The following is a 13103-nucleotide window of genomic DNA, read 5'->3' on the forward strand; positions in this document are numbered from 1 at the left end:
AGAGACAGGGGTGGGGTGGTGGGGCCGTTGCGAGAGGTGCGCGTGGCGTTCGGTGCGGATGGCAAGCCGCTGCGGATCCCGATGGAGATGCAGGAGCATCGCTTCCTGGCGGCGCGGCCGGTGGAGCTGCTCACGGACGTGCTGGCGGACGAGGCCGCGCGGGCGCCGGCCTTCGGCCTGGACAACGCGTTGCGGCTGCCGTTCCGCGTGGCGGCGAAGACGGGGACGAGCCGCGCGCACGTGGACAACTGGGCGGCGGGCTTCACCCGGGAGCGCACGGTGGCGGTCTGGGTGGGCAACTTCGACGGCACGCCGATGCGCGGCGTGTCCGGCATCACGGGCGCGGGCCCGGTGTTCGCGCGGGTGATGGCGCTGGCGATGCGGGGCCTGCGCGCCGCACCGCTGGTGGACAGAAGCCACTTCGAGTCCGCGGAGATCTGCCCGCTGTCCGGAGACCGGGCGGGCCCGAACTGTCCCGGGGTGATGAAGGAGGTCTACCTGCCGGGCACGGCGCCGCGTCACACGTGCTCCATGCACCGGGGTGACGGTTCGCTGGATGTGGGCCCGGCGTATCTCGCCTGGGCGCAAGCGGAAGGGCTGGCCTCCACGTCGTTGAGCGCGCAGGGAGGACCGGAGACACAGCCCGGCTTCATCCTGCCGGCGAACGGGGACGAGTTCCTGGTGGAGCCGGAGCTGCCGGAAGGTGCCCAGGCCGTGCCCGTGCGAGTGATGGCGCCGCAAGGGGCGAAGTTGCTGGAGCTGCGCACGGATGACGGGCGCCGCATCGAACTGCGTCCGCCCTTCGTGACCCGGCTGCCAGCGGTGGCCGGTGAGCGCCGGCTGGAACTCTGGGCACCCGGTGGTTCCGAACCGCTGGCGGTGACGCGGTTCCGGGTCCGATGAACGCGGCGGGAGTGGCCGTGCTCATCGCCGCGCTGGTGGCGGGCACGGCGCCGGGGGGGCAGCGCACGGGCGCACGGTCGTCGCCCTCGGTCCGAGCGTCGGTTGATACGCAGGTCGACGTCCGCATCCTCTCCAAGCACCGGCCCGTGCGCCTGCGCCTGGACGGCCCGCGCTCACTCGAAGTCGTCGCATCGGCGAGCACGCTCGTCGTGGATGGCCGCCCCCAGCCCCAGGCACTACGGCTTGATGCTGGCCGCTGGCGTGTTCGCGGCCGTGGCCTGGACCGCCGCTATGAGGCCGCTCTGTCCCTGACGGCATGTGACGGCGAGCTCATCCTCGTCGCCACCTTCGCGCTGGAGGACTACATCGCCGCCGTCACCGCGAGCGAGACGGAGGTCGATACTCCCTTTGAAGCGCTCCGGGCCCAGGCCATCACCGCCCGCAGCTATGTGCTCGCTTCCGGCAAGCGGCACGATGAAGCCCGGGCCTGCGACCTCACGCACTGCCAGGTCCTTCGCGGTGAGGGCTTCGCGCGCCACCTGCGCCGCGCCCGCGATGCCGCCCGCTCCACGGAAGGCATCGTGCTGCGCCTACCCGGTGGCGCCATTGCCCTCGCTCCCTTCCACGCGAGCTGCGGCGGACATACGGCGGACCCTGTCGCCGTCTTCGGGGCTCCGGATCTCTCGGGCGCCGCCGCCGTGCCCGACCGCTGTCCCGCGTCGCCTTGGCGTGCCGTCGTGCCCCGTGCGCTGGTGACGGCCGCCGCTTCGGATGCGACTGGCGGCCCCGCTCGGGCGGAGGACCTGTTGCTGGACCGGGACTCCAGCGGAGCGGTGGTGCGCATCGTGGATCGCGCTTCCGGACGCATGGCTCGCGGTGATGCGTTCTTCCGCGCGCTCGGTGCCCGCGCGGGGTGGGACCGGATCCGCAGCGCCCGCTTCTCCCTGACGCTTGGCGGTGACCAGGCACTCCTCGAAGGACAGGGCCATGGCCACGGCGTGGGCCTCTGTCAGGCCGGCGCGGCCCTGCTCGCACGGCAGGGATGGACCGCGGAGCAGTTGCTCGCGCACTACTTCCCACGCGCCCTTCCCGGGAAGCTCCACGACAAGTGAACGCGAGGGCCGTCGTGGCCTTCCGTTCGCAGCCGCTCTCGAAGGTGACGGCCCTCCGGGGGCTCTGCCCCGCCTCTCCGCTTGGGCTTACCAGCACCCGCCGTGCTCCGTATCGATTGCTCCAGAGCCCTCACCCCCGCGCGGTCCGGCGGGGAGGTGGCTTCGCGCACCGGCCATCCCGGTGCGGAACCCAACCGGGAGGCAACACATGGCGTTCAATCTGATCGAAGCAGTCGGCTCACAATTCATGCAGAAGGGATTGCTCCAGAAGATCAGCGGATCGCTGGGCGAGGACCCGCAGGCGACCACCAAGGCGCTGCCGGGCGCCATCGCCTCCGTGGCCGCGGGCGTCGTGGACCAGGGCGGCAACGAGGCCGGCGCCCACCGCCTGCTGACGAAGCTCAACGAGGGCGGCTTCACCGGGCCGGACGCGGCCCCGCGCACGGGCGGCGTCGGAGAGGGGCTGCTCGACGAGGAGGAGCGCGGGAAGGGGATGCTGAGCGGCATCTTCGGCAACAAGCTGGGCGGCGTCACCGAAGGGCTCACGCGCTTTGGTGGCATGAGCAACCCCGGCTCGTCGACGCGGCTCTTGTCCCTGGTCGCCCCCATGCTGATGGGCGTGCTGGGCAAACAGGTGCGCGACCAGCGCATGGGTGCGTCCGGGCTGATGCAGCTGCTCAACGGCCAGCGCAACAACATCGCCGCCGCGCTGCCCGCGGGGCTGGGCGGTGTCCTGGGCTTTGGCGGTGCGCGCCACGTGGTCGCGGAGGTCATCGAGCCCCACCGCGAGACCGTGACGCCGGTCCGTGAGGCGGCGCCCGTGCGGGAGGCGCACACCGTGCGTGAGGCGACGCCCCGGACGACCTACAACCGTCCGCCGGAGCGCAAGAAGAGCATCGCGGGCTGGGCCGTGCCGCTGGCCCTGCTCGCCCTGGTCGTGCTCGCGTGGGGTGCCTTGCGAGGCCGCCGTGACGAGCGCCGCGCGCCCCAGGTGACCCGCACCACGACAGTCCCCGCGCAGGAGCGCGTCGCGCAGACCCCTTCACAGCCCGCGACACCTCCACCCCAGGCCGAGCCTCAGACTCCGCCCGCGACGGGCGGCTCCGGGACGCAGGCCACCCCGGGCACGGGGGGCGACGTGGAGAAGCAGACCGCGGGCGCGGCGGACACCGGGAAGCAGCAGCAGGGCGAGGGCACCGGCGGCTCCGGCCAGGAGAAGATGCGCGTGAGCGACCCCAACAGCCTGCGTGAGGCCTTCAACGGCCCGAGCGCGGAGCAGGGCTTCGTGCTGGAGGGCGTGGAGTTCAAGACGGGCTCGTCGCAGCTCACCTCGAAGAGCCAGCGCATGGTGGGCGAGCTGGGCAAGCTGATGGAGGAGAAGTCCGACGCGCGCGTGCGCATCAACGGCTTCACGGACAACACCGGCGACGCGAACGCCAACCGTCAGCTGTCGGAGAGCCGCGCGGAGAGCGTGCGCCGGGCGCTCGTGCGCCGGGGCATCCCGCAGGACCGCATCGAGGTCAGTGGCGAGGGTGACGCGAACCCCATTGCCCCCAACGATACTCCCGAGGGCCGCGTGCAGAACCGCCGCATCGAGGTGCAGGTGCTCGGTCAGTAATCCCCCGGGCACGCGGTCCCGGCGGCGTCCGGTCCTCACGGTGAGGGCCGGGCGCCGCTGTCTACGTCACGGCGGACGGCTCCGGCCGGTGCAGCGGTTCTCCCAACAGCTCCGCCAGATCGAACGCGTCCAGCAGCGCATGGCCCTGCAAGTCGTTGTTGAAGAACACCCACGCCGTCCGGCCCGCGTCGCGCCACGCCCTCAGGTCCTCCGCCACCCGCCGCAGCGCGCGGCGTCCATAGCGGCCCTCGTAGCGCCCGTGCGCGCCGTGGAAGCGCAGGTAGCGGAAGCCCCCGGTGGGGTGGGGCACCGGCTCCTCCACCAGGTCGTGCTCGCACACCGCCGCGCCATACGCCTCCAGGAGCGCGAGCACCTCCGGGTGGTACCAGGCCGCGTGACGGAACTCGAAGACATGGGGGAGGCCGCCGGGCAGGTGGGCGAGGAAGCGCTCCAGCCGCTCGGGGTCCGGCTTCGTCATGTTCGGCGGCAGCTGCCACAGGATGGGCCCCAGCCGGCTGCCCAGCCGCAGCACGCGCGAGTGGAAGAGCTCCACGCCCTCGCCGACCTCCTTCAGACGCTTCAAGTGCGTGAGGAAGCGGCTGCCCTTGCACGCGAAGCGAAATCCGCGCGGCACCTGTTCCCGCCAGCCGTCCACGGCGGCCTCCGTGGGCAGGCGGTAGAACGTGGCGTTGAGCTCCACGGTGGAGAACACCCGCGCGTAGTAGGGGAGCCAGCGGCGGACCGGCAGCCCGTCCGGGTAGAAGAGCCCCTTCCAGTGCTTGTAGACGTAGCCGCTCGTTCCCAGGTGGATGGCCGCCATGCGCTGGAGGATGGGCACGCCCCTCCCGCGTGGCCGCGCCCTGTCCACCGCGTTACACCTCCCGGAAGTTGTCCTCGGGGTTGGCCCGCGCTAACGCGAGGCGTTAGGGCTTCACGCTTGACCCTGCTTTCACCCACCCTCTAGAAGGCCCGCGACCCATGGCGACTCCCGACCGGTTTCCCCTCCCACAGGTCTCAGACAGCACCCGGAAGCCCGAGTGGTTGAAGGTGCGCCTGCCGCATGGCGAAGGCTATGAGCGGGTGAAGGCCATCGTGAAGCGGGTGGGGCTGGCCACGGTGTGCGAAGAGGCCCGCTGCCCGAACATCGCCGAGTGCTGGGGCGGAGGCACCGCCACGGTGATGCTGATGGGCGAGGTGTGCACGCGCGCCTGCCGCTTCTGCCACGTGAAGGTGGGGGCGCCCCCGCCGCTGGACCCGATGGAGCCCATCCATCTGGCGCAGGCGGTGAAGGAGATGAACCTCGAGTACATCGTCGTCACGTCGGTGAACCGCGACGACCGTCCGGACGGAGGCGCCAGCCACTTCGCGTCCGCCATCCGCGAGCTGCGCAAGGAGAGCCCGCGCACGCTGGTGGAGGTGCTCATCCCCGACTTCAAGGGGAAGGAAGAGGACCTGGCCACGGTGGCCGAGGCGAAGCCGCACGTGGTGGCGCACAACGTGGAGACGGTGGAGCGGCTGACGCCCACGGTGCGCGACCGCCGCGCCACGTACCGCCAGTCCCTGCGCGTGCTGGAGTACCTCAAGAACCGCCCGGAGAAGGTCTACACCAAGACGTCCGTCATGGTGGGCCTGGGCGAGACGGACGAGGAGCTGGAGCGCACGTTCAAGGACCTGCGCGACGTGGGCGTGGACGTGCTCACGCTGGGCCAGTACCTGCAGCCGTCGCAGTACCACCTGCGCGTGGAGCGCTTCGTGACGCCCGCGCAGTTCGAAGCCTACAAGGCGCTGGCGGAGTCCTTCGGATTCCTCTACGTGGCCTCCGGGCCGCTGGTGCGCTCCAGCTACCGCGCCGCCGAGTTCTTCATGAAGGGCCTGATGGAGCGCGAGCGCGTCGAGCGACTCGGCTGACCGGACGGAACATCCCTTCCTTAACCCCAGAGAGAGACACTCCCCCTCATGGCGACTTTCGAATTCAAGCTCCCGGATCTCGGCGAAGGCGTGGCGGAGGGCGAGCTCGTCAAGTGGCACGTCAAGGAGGGCGACCTGGTGAAGGAAGACCAGGTGCTCTGCGAGGTGATGACGGACAAGGCCACCGTCACGGTGCCCAGCCCGCACGCCGGCCGCGTCGTGAAGACGCACGGCCGTGAGGGCGACATGGCGAAGGTGCACCAGCTGCTGGTGACCATGGAGATGGAGGGCAGCGCTCCCGCGGCGCAGGCTCCGGCCCATGGCGCTCCGGCATCCCACGGTGCTCCGGCCGCGAGCCCGGCCCAGGCGGCGGCCCCCGCGGCCCCGGCCTCCGCCACGAAGGTGCTGGCCACGCCCGTCACGCGCCGCATGGCGCGCGAGCACGGCCTGGACCTGGCGGAGATCTCCGGCAGCGGTCCGCAGGGCCGCGTGACGAAGGCGGACGTGGTGGCGGCGCTGGAGGGTGGCAACGGCGCGCCGAAGAAGAACGAGGTCGCGGCCCCCGCGCCCCAGGCCGCGCGTCCGGCGGTGCCGCCGGTGGCGTCCGGCAAGGGCGACGAGCGCATCGCGCTGCGGGGCCTGCGCAAGAAGATCGCGGAGAAGATGGTGCGCTCGAAGTTCACGATGCCGCACTTCGCGTTCGTGGAGGAGGTGGACGCCACGGACCTGGTCGCGCTGCGCACGCGGCTCAACAGCCAGCTGGCGGCGGCCGGTGACGGCACCAAGCTGACCTACCTGCCGTTCATCGTGAAGGCGACCATCGCCGCGATGAAGAAGTTCCCGCACCTCAACGCGAACTTCGACGAGTCGACGCAGGAGCTGGTGGTGCGCGGCGAGTACAACATCGGCATCGCGGTGGCCACGCCGGACGGCCTCACGGTGGCGGTGGTGCGCAACGCGGATCAGCTCACGCTGGGCGAGCTGGCGAAGGAGATCTCCCGCCTGAGCGTCGCGGCGCGCGACCGCAAGCTGAAGATGGAGGAGCTGACGGGCGGCACCTTCACGATCACGTCGCTGGGGCAGAGCGGCGGCCTGTTCGCCACGCCCATCCTGAACCACCCGGAGGTGGGCATCCTGGGCGTTCACAAGCTGAAGAAGCGCCCGGCGGTGAAGAACGACCAGGTCGTGGTCCGGGACATGATGAACCTGTCGCTGTCCTGCGACCACCGCGTCATCGACGGCGATGTCGCGGCCAGCTTCGTGTACGAGATCATCAAGTACCTGGAAGCGCCGGACCTGCTGTTCCTCGCGATGGCGTGAGGAAACGCGTCGCGGGACACACCCGACCGCTCCTGCTCCGGGGGGCGGCCGGGATGCGGGGGAACTTCCGGACCAGCAACGCTGAAGGCGGGCAGCCGCGATGGCCGACAATCCCCGTGAGTTGATCCGCGCCGCGCAGACCGCCGAGCTCCAGGGGGACCGCGCGAAGGCGGCGGAGTGCCTGGAGCAGGCCGCCGCGCTGTACCAGAAGTCCGGCCACGCCTCGCGCGCCTCGCAGTTGTTGCGGCAGGCGCGCCAGCTGAAGACCCGCGCCCCGGACGTGAGCCCCGCCTTCACGGCGGCCATGTCGGGCAACAAGGACGCCGCGGCGTACCGCGCGGTGGGCTGGGGCGACGCCGTCTCCGACGCGTTCAACGACAAGGCGGGCGCCGTGGTGCACACGCTGGAGGCCCATGAGGACTCCACCGTGAAGGGGGGCGCGCCGCTGCCCGTCGAACCCGGCCTGCCCCGGCTCGCCGGAAGGATTGCCGCCATCGGCGCCCCGGTGTCCTCGGCGGAAGCCGTCACGCTGCACGATGGGCCTGCCTCCGCGCCCGCCGCTATCGCACCCGAGGGCGCCTCCCCCGAGGACACGGAGGCCAAGGCTCCTTCCGGCCGGCGGCGGTCGGCTGCGAGCAGCGATGCTTCGCAATCTTCAGCAGAGGGCGCCGCCTCGGCCGAGCAGCCGCCGCTGTCTGGGCGGACGCATGCCGTCGGCGCGGACCATCGCGATGCCGAGAAGGACGACGTCGTCGTCCCGGGGGGACTGCTCATGCCCCCGGAAGAGGACGCGCTCGATCCCGCGACCGGGCTGCTGCGTGCTTCGGGCGCCGAGGACGCTGTCGTCCCCGGAGGACTGCTGCGGCCCCCGGACGAGGACACCTCGCCCGTGCACGCCGAACCGGCGCGCGGCCGCCGCCGTGAGAAGCGCCTCATCGAGCGGGGGCCCACCCGCGCGGATCCCGCGTTGGACGCATGGTGCTCGTTCTGCTGCCGGCCTCGCGGCGAGGTGGGCGACCTGGTGGCGGGCCCGGCGGGGGCGTTCATCTGCAAGGGCTGCCTGGGCGAATCCCAGGGCCTGCTGGGCGACGTCGTCGCTCCGGCCCCCGTGCGCAAGCCCGCGCCGGAGGAGGCGCGCACCGGCACCGTGGAGATGGTGGGCCACGACGAGGTGAAGACCCTGCTGGAGCGCACGCTCCAGGCGGGTGCCCGCTGCCTGCTGCTCGTGGGCCCCGAGGGCTGCGGCAAGAGCCTCTTCTTCCAGTCGCTCCAGCGGCACGGCCAGGGCGTGCTCGCGACCGTGGAGGCCCTGGAGTCCACGCCGGGCACCGAACCACTCCTCGTGGAGGACGTGGACCGCCTGGAGCCCCGCGCCCAGAACGCGCTGACCGCGTTCCTCGCGAGCCATCCGCAGCGCGCGGTGGTGATGAGTGCTCGTGGCGCCGTGTCGTCGCTGGGCCTGTGGGTGCGAGGGGAGGGTGGCAGCCTGCCCGTCCCCACCACCGCGGGCATGATTGAAGCCGTGCAGGGCCTTGTGCCCGTGTCCCTGCTGGAGCGCGTGCAGGTGCTGCTCCCGGTGCGCCGTCCCACGGTGCCGGAGCTCGTCGAGGTGGCGCGCCGCACCCTGGCCCTGCGCCAGCCAGCCGTCACGCTGTCTCAAGAAGTCCTGGGAGCGTTCGCCGCCGAAGCGGTCCGCTCCCCGCGCGCGGGGCATGAGCTCCAGGCGCTCCTGTCCCGCGTCTACGCGGGCAGCTGGAGCCTGGAAGCGGCCCAGACGCCCGCCGCGCCATCCCAAAACCCACGAGGGGGGCGAAAGGGATCACCATGAACACGCTCACCGTCTTCCGCCTGGGCCGGGTGGAGTACGAGGACGGACTGAAGCTGATGCACCTGTTCGGCGAGGCCCGCCTGCAGGAGCTCATTGGCGACGCGCTGCTCCTCCTGGAGCACCCGCCCGTCCTCACGCTGGGCCGCGCCGCGAAGCGCGAGAACATCACCGCCACCGACGCGCGCCTCGCGGAAGAGGGCGTGGAGGTGTTCGACACCAACCGCGGCGGCGACGTCACCTACCACGGCCCCGGTCAGGTGGTGGGCTACCCCATCCTCCTCCTGCCGCCGGAGCGCCGCGACGTACGCCGCTACGTGCGTGACGTGGAGCGCGGCCTCATCCAGACGCTCGCGGCCTTCGGGCTCACCGCCGGCGCCATCCCCAAGTGGCCGGGCGTGTGGCTGGGGCAGGAGGGCTCGCCGGACGCGCGGAAGATTGGCGCCATTGGCGTGCACCTGTCGCGCTGGCTCACCACGCACGGCTTCGCGCTCAACGTGAACACGAACCTGGAGCACTTCCAGCTCATCGTCCCGTGCGGCATCCGCGAGGCGGGCGTCACGTCCATGCAGCGCGAGCTGGGCCACCCCGTGTCCGTCCCGGACGTGGAGGAGGTGCTCGCGCGCGAGTTCACCCAGGTCTTCGACGCCCAGCGCGTGGACGGCACGGTGGGCCTGCGCACGGTGAGCGTCGCCGTGGTGCACGGCCGGGGGCCGGAGGCGCGCGTGCTGCTGCTGCGCCGGACGCCGGAGCGCGGAGGCTTCTGGCAGACGGTGACGGGGCGCCTGGAGCCGGGAGAATCCCCCGGGGACGCCGCCCGCCGCGAGCTGGCGGAGGAGACCGGCCTCGCGCTGCCCGTGGTGGACCTGGCCTACCGCCACGCCTTCGCGCTGGGGGAAGCGCTGCCGCCCAGACTGGTGGAGGAGCACGGCTTCGCGGTGCACGCCGCGCCGGACACGCAGGTGCGCCTGGGGCCGGAGCACGACGCCTTCGAATGGGTGGATGTGCCCACGGCCCTGGAGCGGCTGCCCTTCCGGGGCCTGCGCGAGACGGTGACCCGGGCGCTCAAGACGCCCGGGCGGTAACCGCCACTACAGCTCGATGACCATCGCCTCCTTGGCGGCGATGGTGGCCTTGCGGTGCTTGCGCACCTCGCGCAGCAGCGCGTCCATGCTCGCGTCGTCGCGGCCCGGGTCGTGGTGGAAGAGCACCAGCTGCTTCACCTCGCTGGCGTCCGCCGCGCGCACCGCCGCCTCCCACGTCGAGTGGCCCCAGCCCGTGCGGGCCGGCCCGGTGCGGCCGCGGTACTCGTCCTCCGTGTACATGGAGTCGTAGATGAGCGCGTCCGCGCCCCGCGCGAAGTCGAACAGCTTCGCGTCCAGGTCCGTGCCGTGCTCCACGTCCGTCGCGTACACCAGCGAGCGCCCGCCGAAGTCCACCCGGTAGCCCACGTTGCCGCCGGGGTGGTTCAGCTCCAGCGTGCGCACCGTGGCCTTGCCCACCGGGATGTCCTCGCCCACCACCACGTCCCGGTACGCCAGGCGCGTGCGGAACACGTCCTCCGCCGTCACCGGGAAGTAGGGGTGCACCATCTGCCCGGCCAAGATCTGCTTGAGCGACTTGCCGTCCCGAGGTGACCCGTACAGCGTCACGTCGTTCGCCGGAGAGAACATCGGCGAGAAGAACGGCAGGCCCTGCAGGTGGTCGTAGTGGTAGTGCGAGATGAAGATGGATGCCTTGACGGGCTTTCGCGTCGCCGTCAGCGCATCCCCCAGGCCGCGCGCTCCGGAGCCCAGGTCGAAGATGAGCAGCTCGTCGCCGCAGCGGACCTCCACGCACGGCGTGTTGCCGCCGTAGCGCTTCGTCGCCGGGCCTGGAGCGGGGATGGAACCGCGCACCCCCCAGAAGCGCACCTCGAAGCGCGCGGTGCTCCGCCGGACCGGGCGCTCAGCCGGCCTTGGCTTCCGTGTCGTCGTCCTCCGCGAAGAGCTCAATCAGGTGCCCCGTACGCTCGCGCTTCGTCTTCAAATAGTCGACGTTATGCGGATTGTGCTCGGTCCGGGAAGGGATTCGGCGCCGGACCGCCACGCCTTCCTCCACCAGCCCGGCGATCTTCAGCGGATTGTTGGTGATCAGGTCCACCGACCGCACATCCAACGACCGCAGCATTTCCGCAGCGATGTCGTACGAGCGCAAGTCGTCCGCGAAGCCCAGCTGGCGGTTGGCCTCGTAGGTGTCCAGCCCCTTGGACTGCAGGGCGTAGGCCTTGATCTTGTTGCCCAGGCCGATGCCCCGGCCCTCCTGGCGCAGGTAGAGCACCACGCCCAGCCCGTTCTGGGACACGAAGTCCAGCGCCCGGTCCAACTGCTCGCGGCAGTCGCACTTGAGGCTGCCGAAGACTTCGCTCGTCAGGCACTCGGAGTGGATGCGCACCGGCACCCCCTCCAGCCCCTTGGGCTCGCCCACCACCAGCGCCACGTGCTCCTTCCCGTTGCGCTTGTCGCGGAAGACGATGGTCTTCAGCACCCCGCGGGCCGTGGGCACGTCCGCCTCCGAGTACCGCTCCAGGTGCTGGGTCGGCTTACGGGTCGGCAGGACCTGGGGTGAGCGAGTGTCGGACATGGTAGGTCGTCTCCCAGAGAGAGGGCCGTTACTTCTCGCCCCCCTGGATGCAAGTCAAGGTGACACCCCGATGGGTGTGGTGAAACCCGCCTGTTTGGATGCGGCGGACGTGGACTGCGTTGCTCAGGCGACCCACGAGAGGGGGACCAGCTCCACATGGGAGCCATCAGTCAGGCTGCTGGTATCCCGGGGGAAGTGAAGCAAATGTGTGGCTGCCGCAGCTGAACGCAGGGCCCCCGACGTCTGAGTCCCCAGGGGTTTCGCCCACAGCTCGCCTGCCCGCCAGGTGGCCGTGACACGCACAAAGTGGGCAAGCCCCGGGGCCTTGGAGAGCTTCCCCTCCAGGCGGCCGGCGACGCGGGGCGGCTCCACGTCGGCGTGCCCCAGGAGCCGGCGCAGGGCAGGGCGCACGAAGAGCTCGAAGGTCACCAGGGACGACGTGGGGTTGCCGGGCAGGCCCATGAAGAGGGTGGCGCCGCGCTGGCCCACCACCAGCGGCTTGCCGGGCTTGATGGCCACGCGCCAGAAGCGCTGCTCGACACCGAGCGCCTCCAGGGCGTCCTTCACGAAGTCGTGGTCGCCCACGGAGACGCCCGCGCTGGTGAGGACCACGTCGAAGCCCTCCGTGCGCGCCAGGGCCTCCTGGACGGCCTCCCGCGTGTCCCGGGCGATGCCCAGGAGCGTGGGCACCCCGCCCGCGCGCCGCACCGGTTCGCAGTCCTCGCGCGCGGTGGCCCGCACGCCCCGCGCCGGGGGCTCCAGCGGCGGTGGCCTGTCCGCCGCCGAGCGCGCCCGCATCCGCCGTGAGACGCCGGGCCTGATGGCCAACCTGCGCCTGTTCTGGGCGGAGGCGAACTCCAAGGTCCGCGCGGGCGTGATGGCCGGCGGCGGCGTGGTGGTGCTGGGCCTCTTCGCGCTCATGTACTGGCTGGTGCTGGGCGGCGAGGCCCAGGTGCAGAAGGGCGAGGAGCCCGTGCGCCTGTCCAACCAGCCCATCACGGACTCGTTCGGCCTGGGTGACGGCGTCACCTGGAACCGGCCGGACATGAAGGTCTTCGAGTGGGAGTTCGTCGCCGCGACGCGCGCGGTGGTCATCCTCCACTACCAGGCCCAGGGCATCTCCAAGGACGAGGTGGTGGTCAGCGTCAACGGCGTGGACGTGGGCAAGGTGCCCCCGGACACGCTGGCCAGCCAGGAGCGCTCGCTGGAGCTGATGATCCCGCCCCAGCAGCTGCGCAAGGGCGAGCCCAACCGCATCATCTTCGACAACACCCGCAACCCGCCGGGCGAGGACACCTGGCGCGTGTGGAACGTCTGGGTGGAGCGCGCGCTCCTGCCCGAGCAGCTCTCCACGCAGCAGCTGCTCGCCAACGCCAACGACCTCTTCAAGAAGGGCCGCAAGAACTTCGACACGCCGGACATCGGCGCGCGCAACCGCTACGAGGCCTGGAAGGCCTTCCGTGAAGCGTGGCTGATGCTGGAGGCCCACCCGGATCCGAAGCCGGACCTCTACTTCGAGGCCCAGGAGCAGATGAAGCGCGCCCAGCAGGAGCTGGACCGCACCTGCTCCAAGCTGCTCTTGGAGGTGGAGGGCTACTACAACCAGGGCCACTTCAAGCAGGCCGCCTCCACGCTGGACCACATGCGCGAGTACTTCCCCGAGTACGACCAGCCGTGCGCCACGCGCGCGGAGAACAAGCGCATCGAGTACGGGCTGTAGCCCCTTCGTCGTCTGGTGGACGGTGCAACCCTGCCCGGGAGGCGGGCAGGGCCCGTCCCGGTTGCCGGTCCCTCC

The 13103-nt window shown here is 71.4% G+C and carries 11 protein-coding genes and 1 pseudogene; 8 read left to right on the plus strand and 4 right to left on the minus strand.

Going from position 1 to position 13103, the window contains the following annotated elements:
* From D7X55_RS24140 to D7X55_RS24150, 3 genes and pseudogenes are all read left to right on the plus strand, one after another.
* Positions 1-903: pseudogene (locus tag D7X55_RS24140) on the plus strand (penicillin-binding protein 1C); the annotation flags it as partial.
* Positions 900-2015 (plus strand): SpoIID/LytB domain-containing protein, encoded by a 1116-nt coding sequence (locus D7X55_RS24145; protein WP_121724310.1) that lies wholly within the window; start codon positions 900-902, stop codon positions 2013-2015. The pseudogene D7X55_RS24140 and the gene D7X55_RS24145, both read left to right, overlap by 4 nt.
* A 208-nt stretch (positions 2016-2223) precedes the next feature.
* Complete coding sequence (locus D7X55_RS24150; protein ID WP_158626414.1) at positions 2224-3633, plus strand: OmpA family protein; 1410 nt, start codon at positions 2224-2226, stop codon at positions 3631-3633.
* A 61-nt stretch (positions 3634-3694) separates the two neighbouring features.
* Here D7X55_RS24150 and D7X55_RS24155 read toward each other — a convergent pair whose 3' ends face one another.
* Positions 3695-4471, minus strand: a complete 777-nt coding sequence (locus D7X55_RS24155) for a DUF72 domain-containing protein (protein WP_233610025.1) — start codon at positions 4469-4471, stop codon at positions 3695-3697.
* Positions 4472-4611: 140 nt separating this feature from the next.
* Here D7X55_RS24155 and lipA point away from each other — a divergent pair, with 140 nt between their 5' ends.
* The 4 genes from lipA (at position 4612) to lipB (ending at position 9771) form a co-directional block, all read left to right on the plus strand.
* The gene (gene lipA, locus D7X55_RS24160; RefSeq protein ID WP_120551891.1) at positions 4612-5541 is read left to right on the plus strand and encodes a lipoyl synthase; all 930 of its coding nucleotides are present in this window, start codon (positions 4612-4614) and stop codon (positions 5539-5541) included.
* A 48-nt stretch (positions 5542-5589) separates the two neighbouring features.
* Positions 5590-6861 carry a dihydrolipoamide acetyltransferase family protein gene (locus D7X55_RS24165; RefSeq protein WP_121724312.1) on the plus strand — a complete coding sequence of 424 codons (1272 nt, stop codon included), beginning with the start codon at positions 5590-5592 and terminating at the stop codon, positions 6859-6861.
* Between the two features lie 100 nt (positions 6862-6961).
* Complete coding sequence (locus D7X55_RS24170; protein WP_121724313.1) at positions 6962-8689, plus strand: ClpX C4-type zinc finger protein; 1728 nt, start codon at positions 6962-6964, stop codon at positions 8687-8689.
* Complete coding sequence (lipB, locus tag D7X55_RS24175) at positions 8686-9771, plus strand: lipoyl(octanoyl) transferase LipB (protein ID WP_121724314.1); 1086 nt, start codon at positions 8686-8688, stop codon at positions 9769-9771. Before D7X55_RS24170 ends, lipB begins: the two co-directional genes overlap by 4 nt.
* Positions 9772-9777: 6 nt before the next feature.
* Here lipB and D7X55_RS24180 read toward each other — a convergent pair whose 3' ends face one another.
* The 3 genes from D7X55_RS24180 to D7X55_RS24190 form a co-directional block, all read right to left on the minus strand.
* The gene (locus D7X55_RS24180) at positions 9778-10599 is read right to left on the minus strand and encodes an MBL fold metallo-hydrolase (protein ID WP_120551887.1); all 822 of its coding nucleotides are present in this window, start codon (positions 10597-10599) and stop codon (positions 9778-9780) included.
* 34 nt (positions 10600-10633) lie between these two features.
* Complete coding sequence (gene ribA / locus D7X55_RS24185) at positions 10634-11308, minus strand: GTP cyclohydrolase II (RefSeq protein WP_120551886.1); 675 nt, start codon at positions 11306-11308, stop codon at positions 10634-10636.
* A gap of 123 nt (positions 11309-11431) precedes the next feature.
* Positions 11432-12049 carry a molybdopterin molybdotransferase MoeA gene (locus tag D7X55_RS24190; protein ID WP_407921785.1) on the minus strand — a complete coding sequence of 206 codons (618 nt, stop codon included), beginning with the start codon at positions 12047-12049 and terminating at the stop codon, positions 11432-11434.
* Between D7X55_RS24190 and D7X55_RS24195 the strand changes: the two genes are divergently transcribed.
* On the plus strand, positions 12039-13028 hold the full coding sequence (locus D7X55_RS24195) for a hypothetical protein (RefSeq protein WP_407921786.1): 990 nt from the start codon (positions 12039-12041) through the stop codon (positions 13026-13028). The two genes, D7X55_RS24190 and D7X55_RS24195, sit on opposite strands and share 11 nt — an antisense overlap.
* Positions 13029-13103 lie beyond the last annotated feature (75 nt).

The sequence above is a fragment of the Corallococcus sp. AB049A genome (assembly GCF_003668885.1).
GTDB classification, from domain to species: domain Bacteria; phylum Myxococcota; class Myxococcia; order Myxococcales; family Myxococcaceae; genus Corallococcus; species Corallococcus interemptor.

Bases quoted from the DNA above. Each gene is read 5' to 3' on its own strand.
- D7X55_RS24170 (WP_121724313.1), top strand. From the start codon at position 6,962: ATGGCCGACAATCCCCGTGAGTTGATCCGCGCCGCGCAGACCGCCGAG.
- lipA (WP_120551891.1), top strand. From the start codon at position 4,612: ATGGCGACTCCCGACCGGTTTCCCCTCCCACAGGTCTCAGACAGCACC.
- D7X55_RS24150 (WP_158626414.1), top strand. From the start codon at position 2,224: ATGGCGTTCAATCTGATCGAAGCAGTCGGCTCACAATTCATGCAGAAG.
- ribA (WP_120551886.1), bottom strand. From the start codon at position 11,308: ATGTCCGACACTCGCTCACCCCAGGTCCTGCCGACCCGTAAGCCGACC.
- D7X55_RS24165 (WP_121724312.1), top strand. From the start codon at position 5,590: ATGGCGACTTTCGAATTCAAGCTCCCGGATCTCGGCGAAGGCGTGGCG.
- D7X55_RS24145 (WP_121724310.1), top strand. From the start codon at position 900: ATGAACGCGGCGGGAGTGGCCGTGCTCATCGCCGCGCTGGTGGCGGGC.
- lipB (WP_121724314.1), top strand. From the start codon at position 8,686: ATGAACACGCTCACCGTCTTCCGCCTGGGCCGGGTGGAGTACGAGGAC.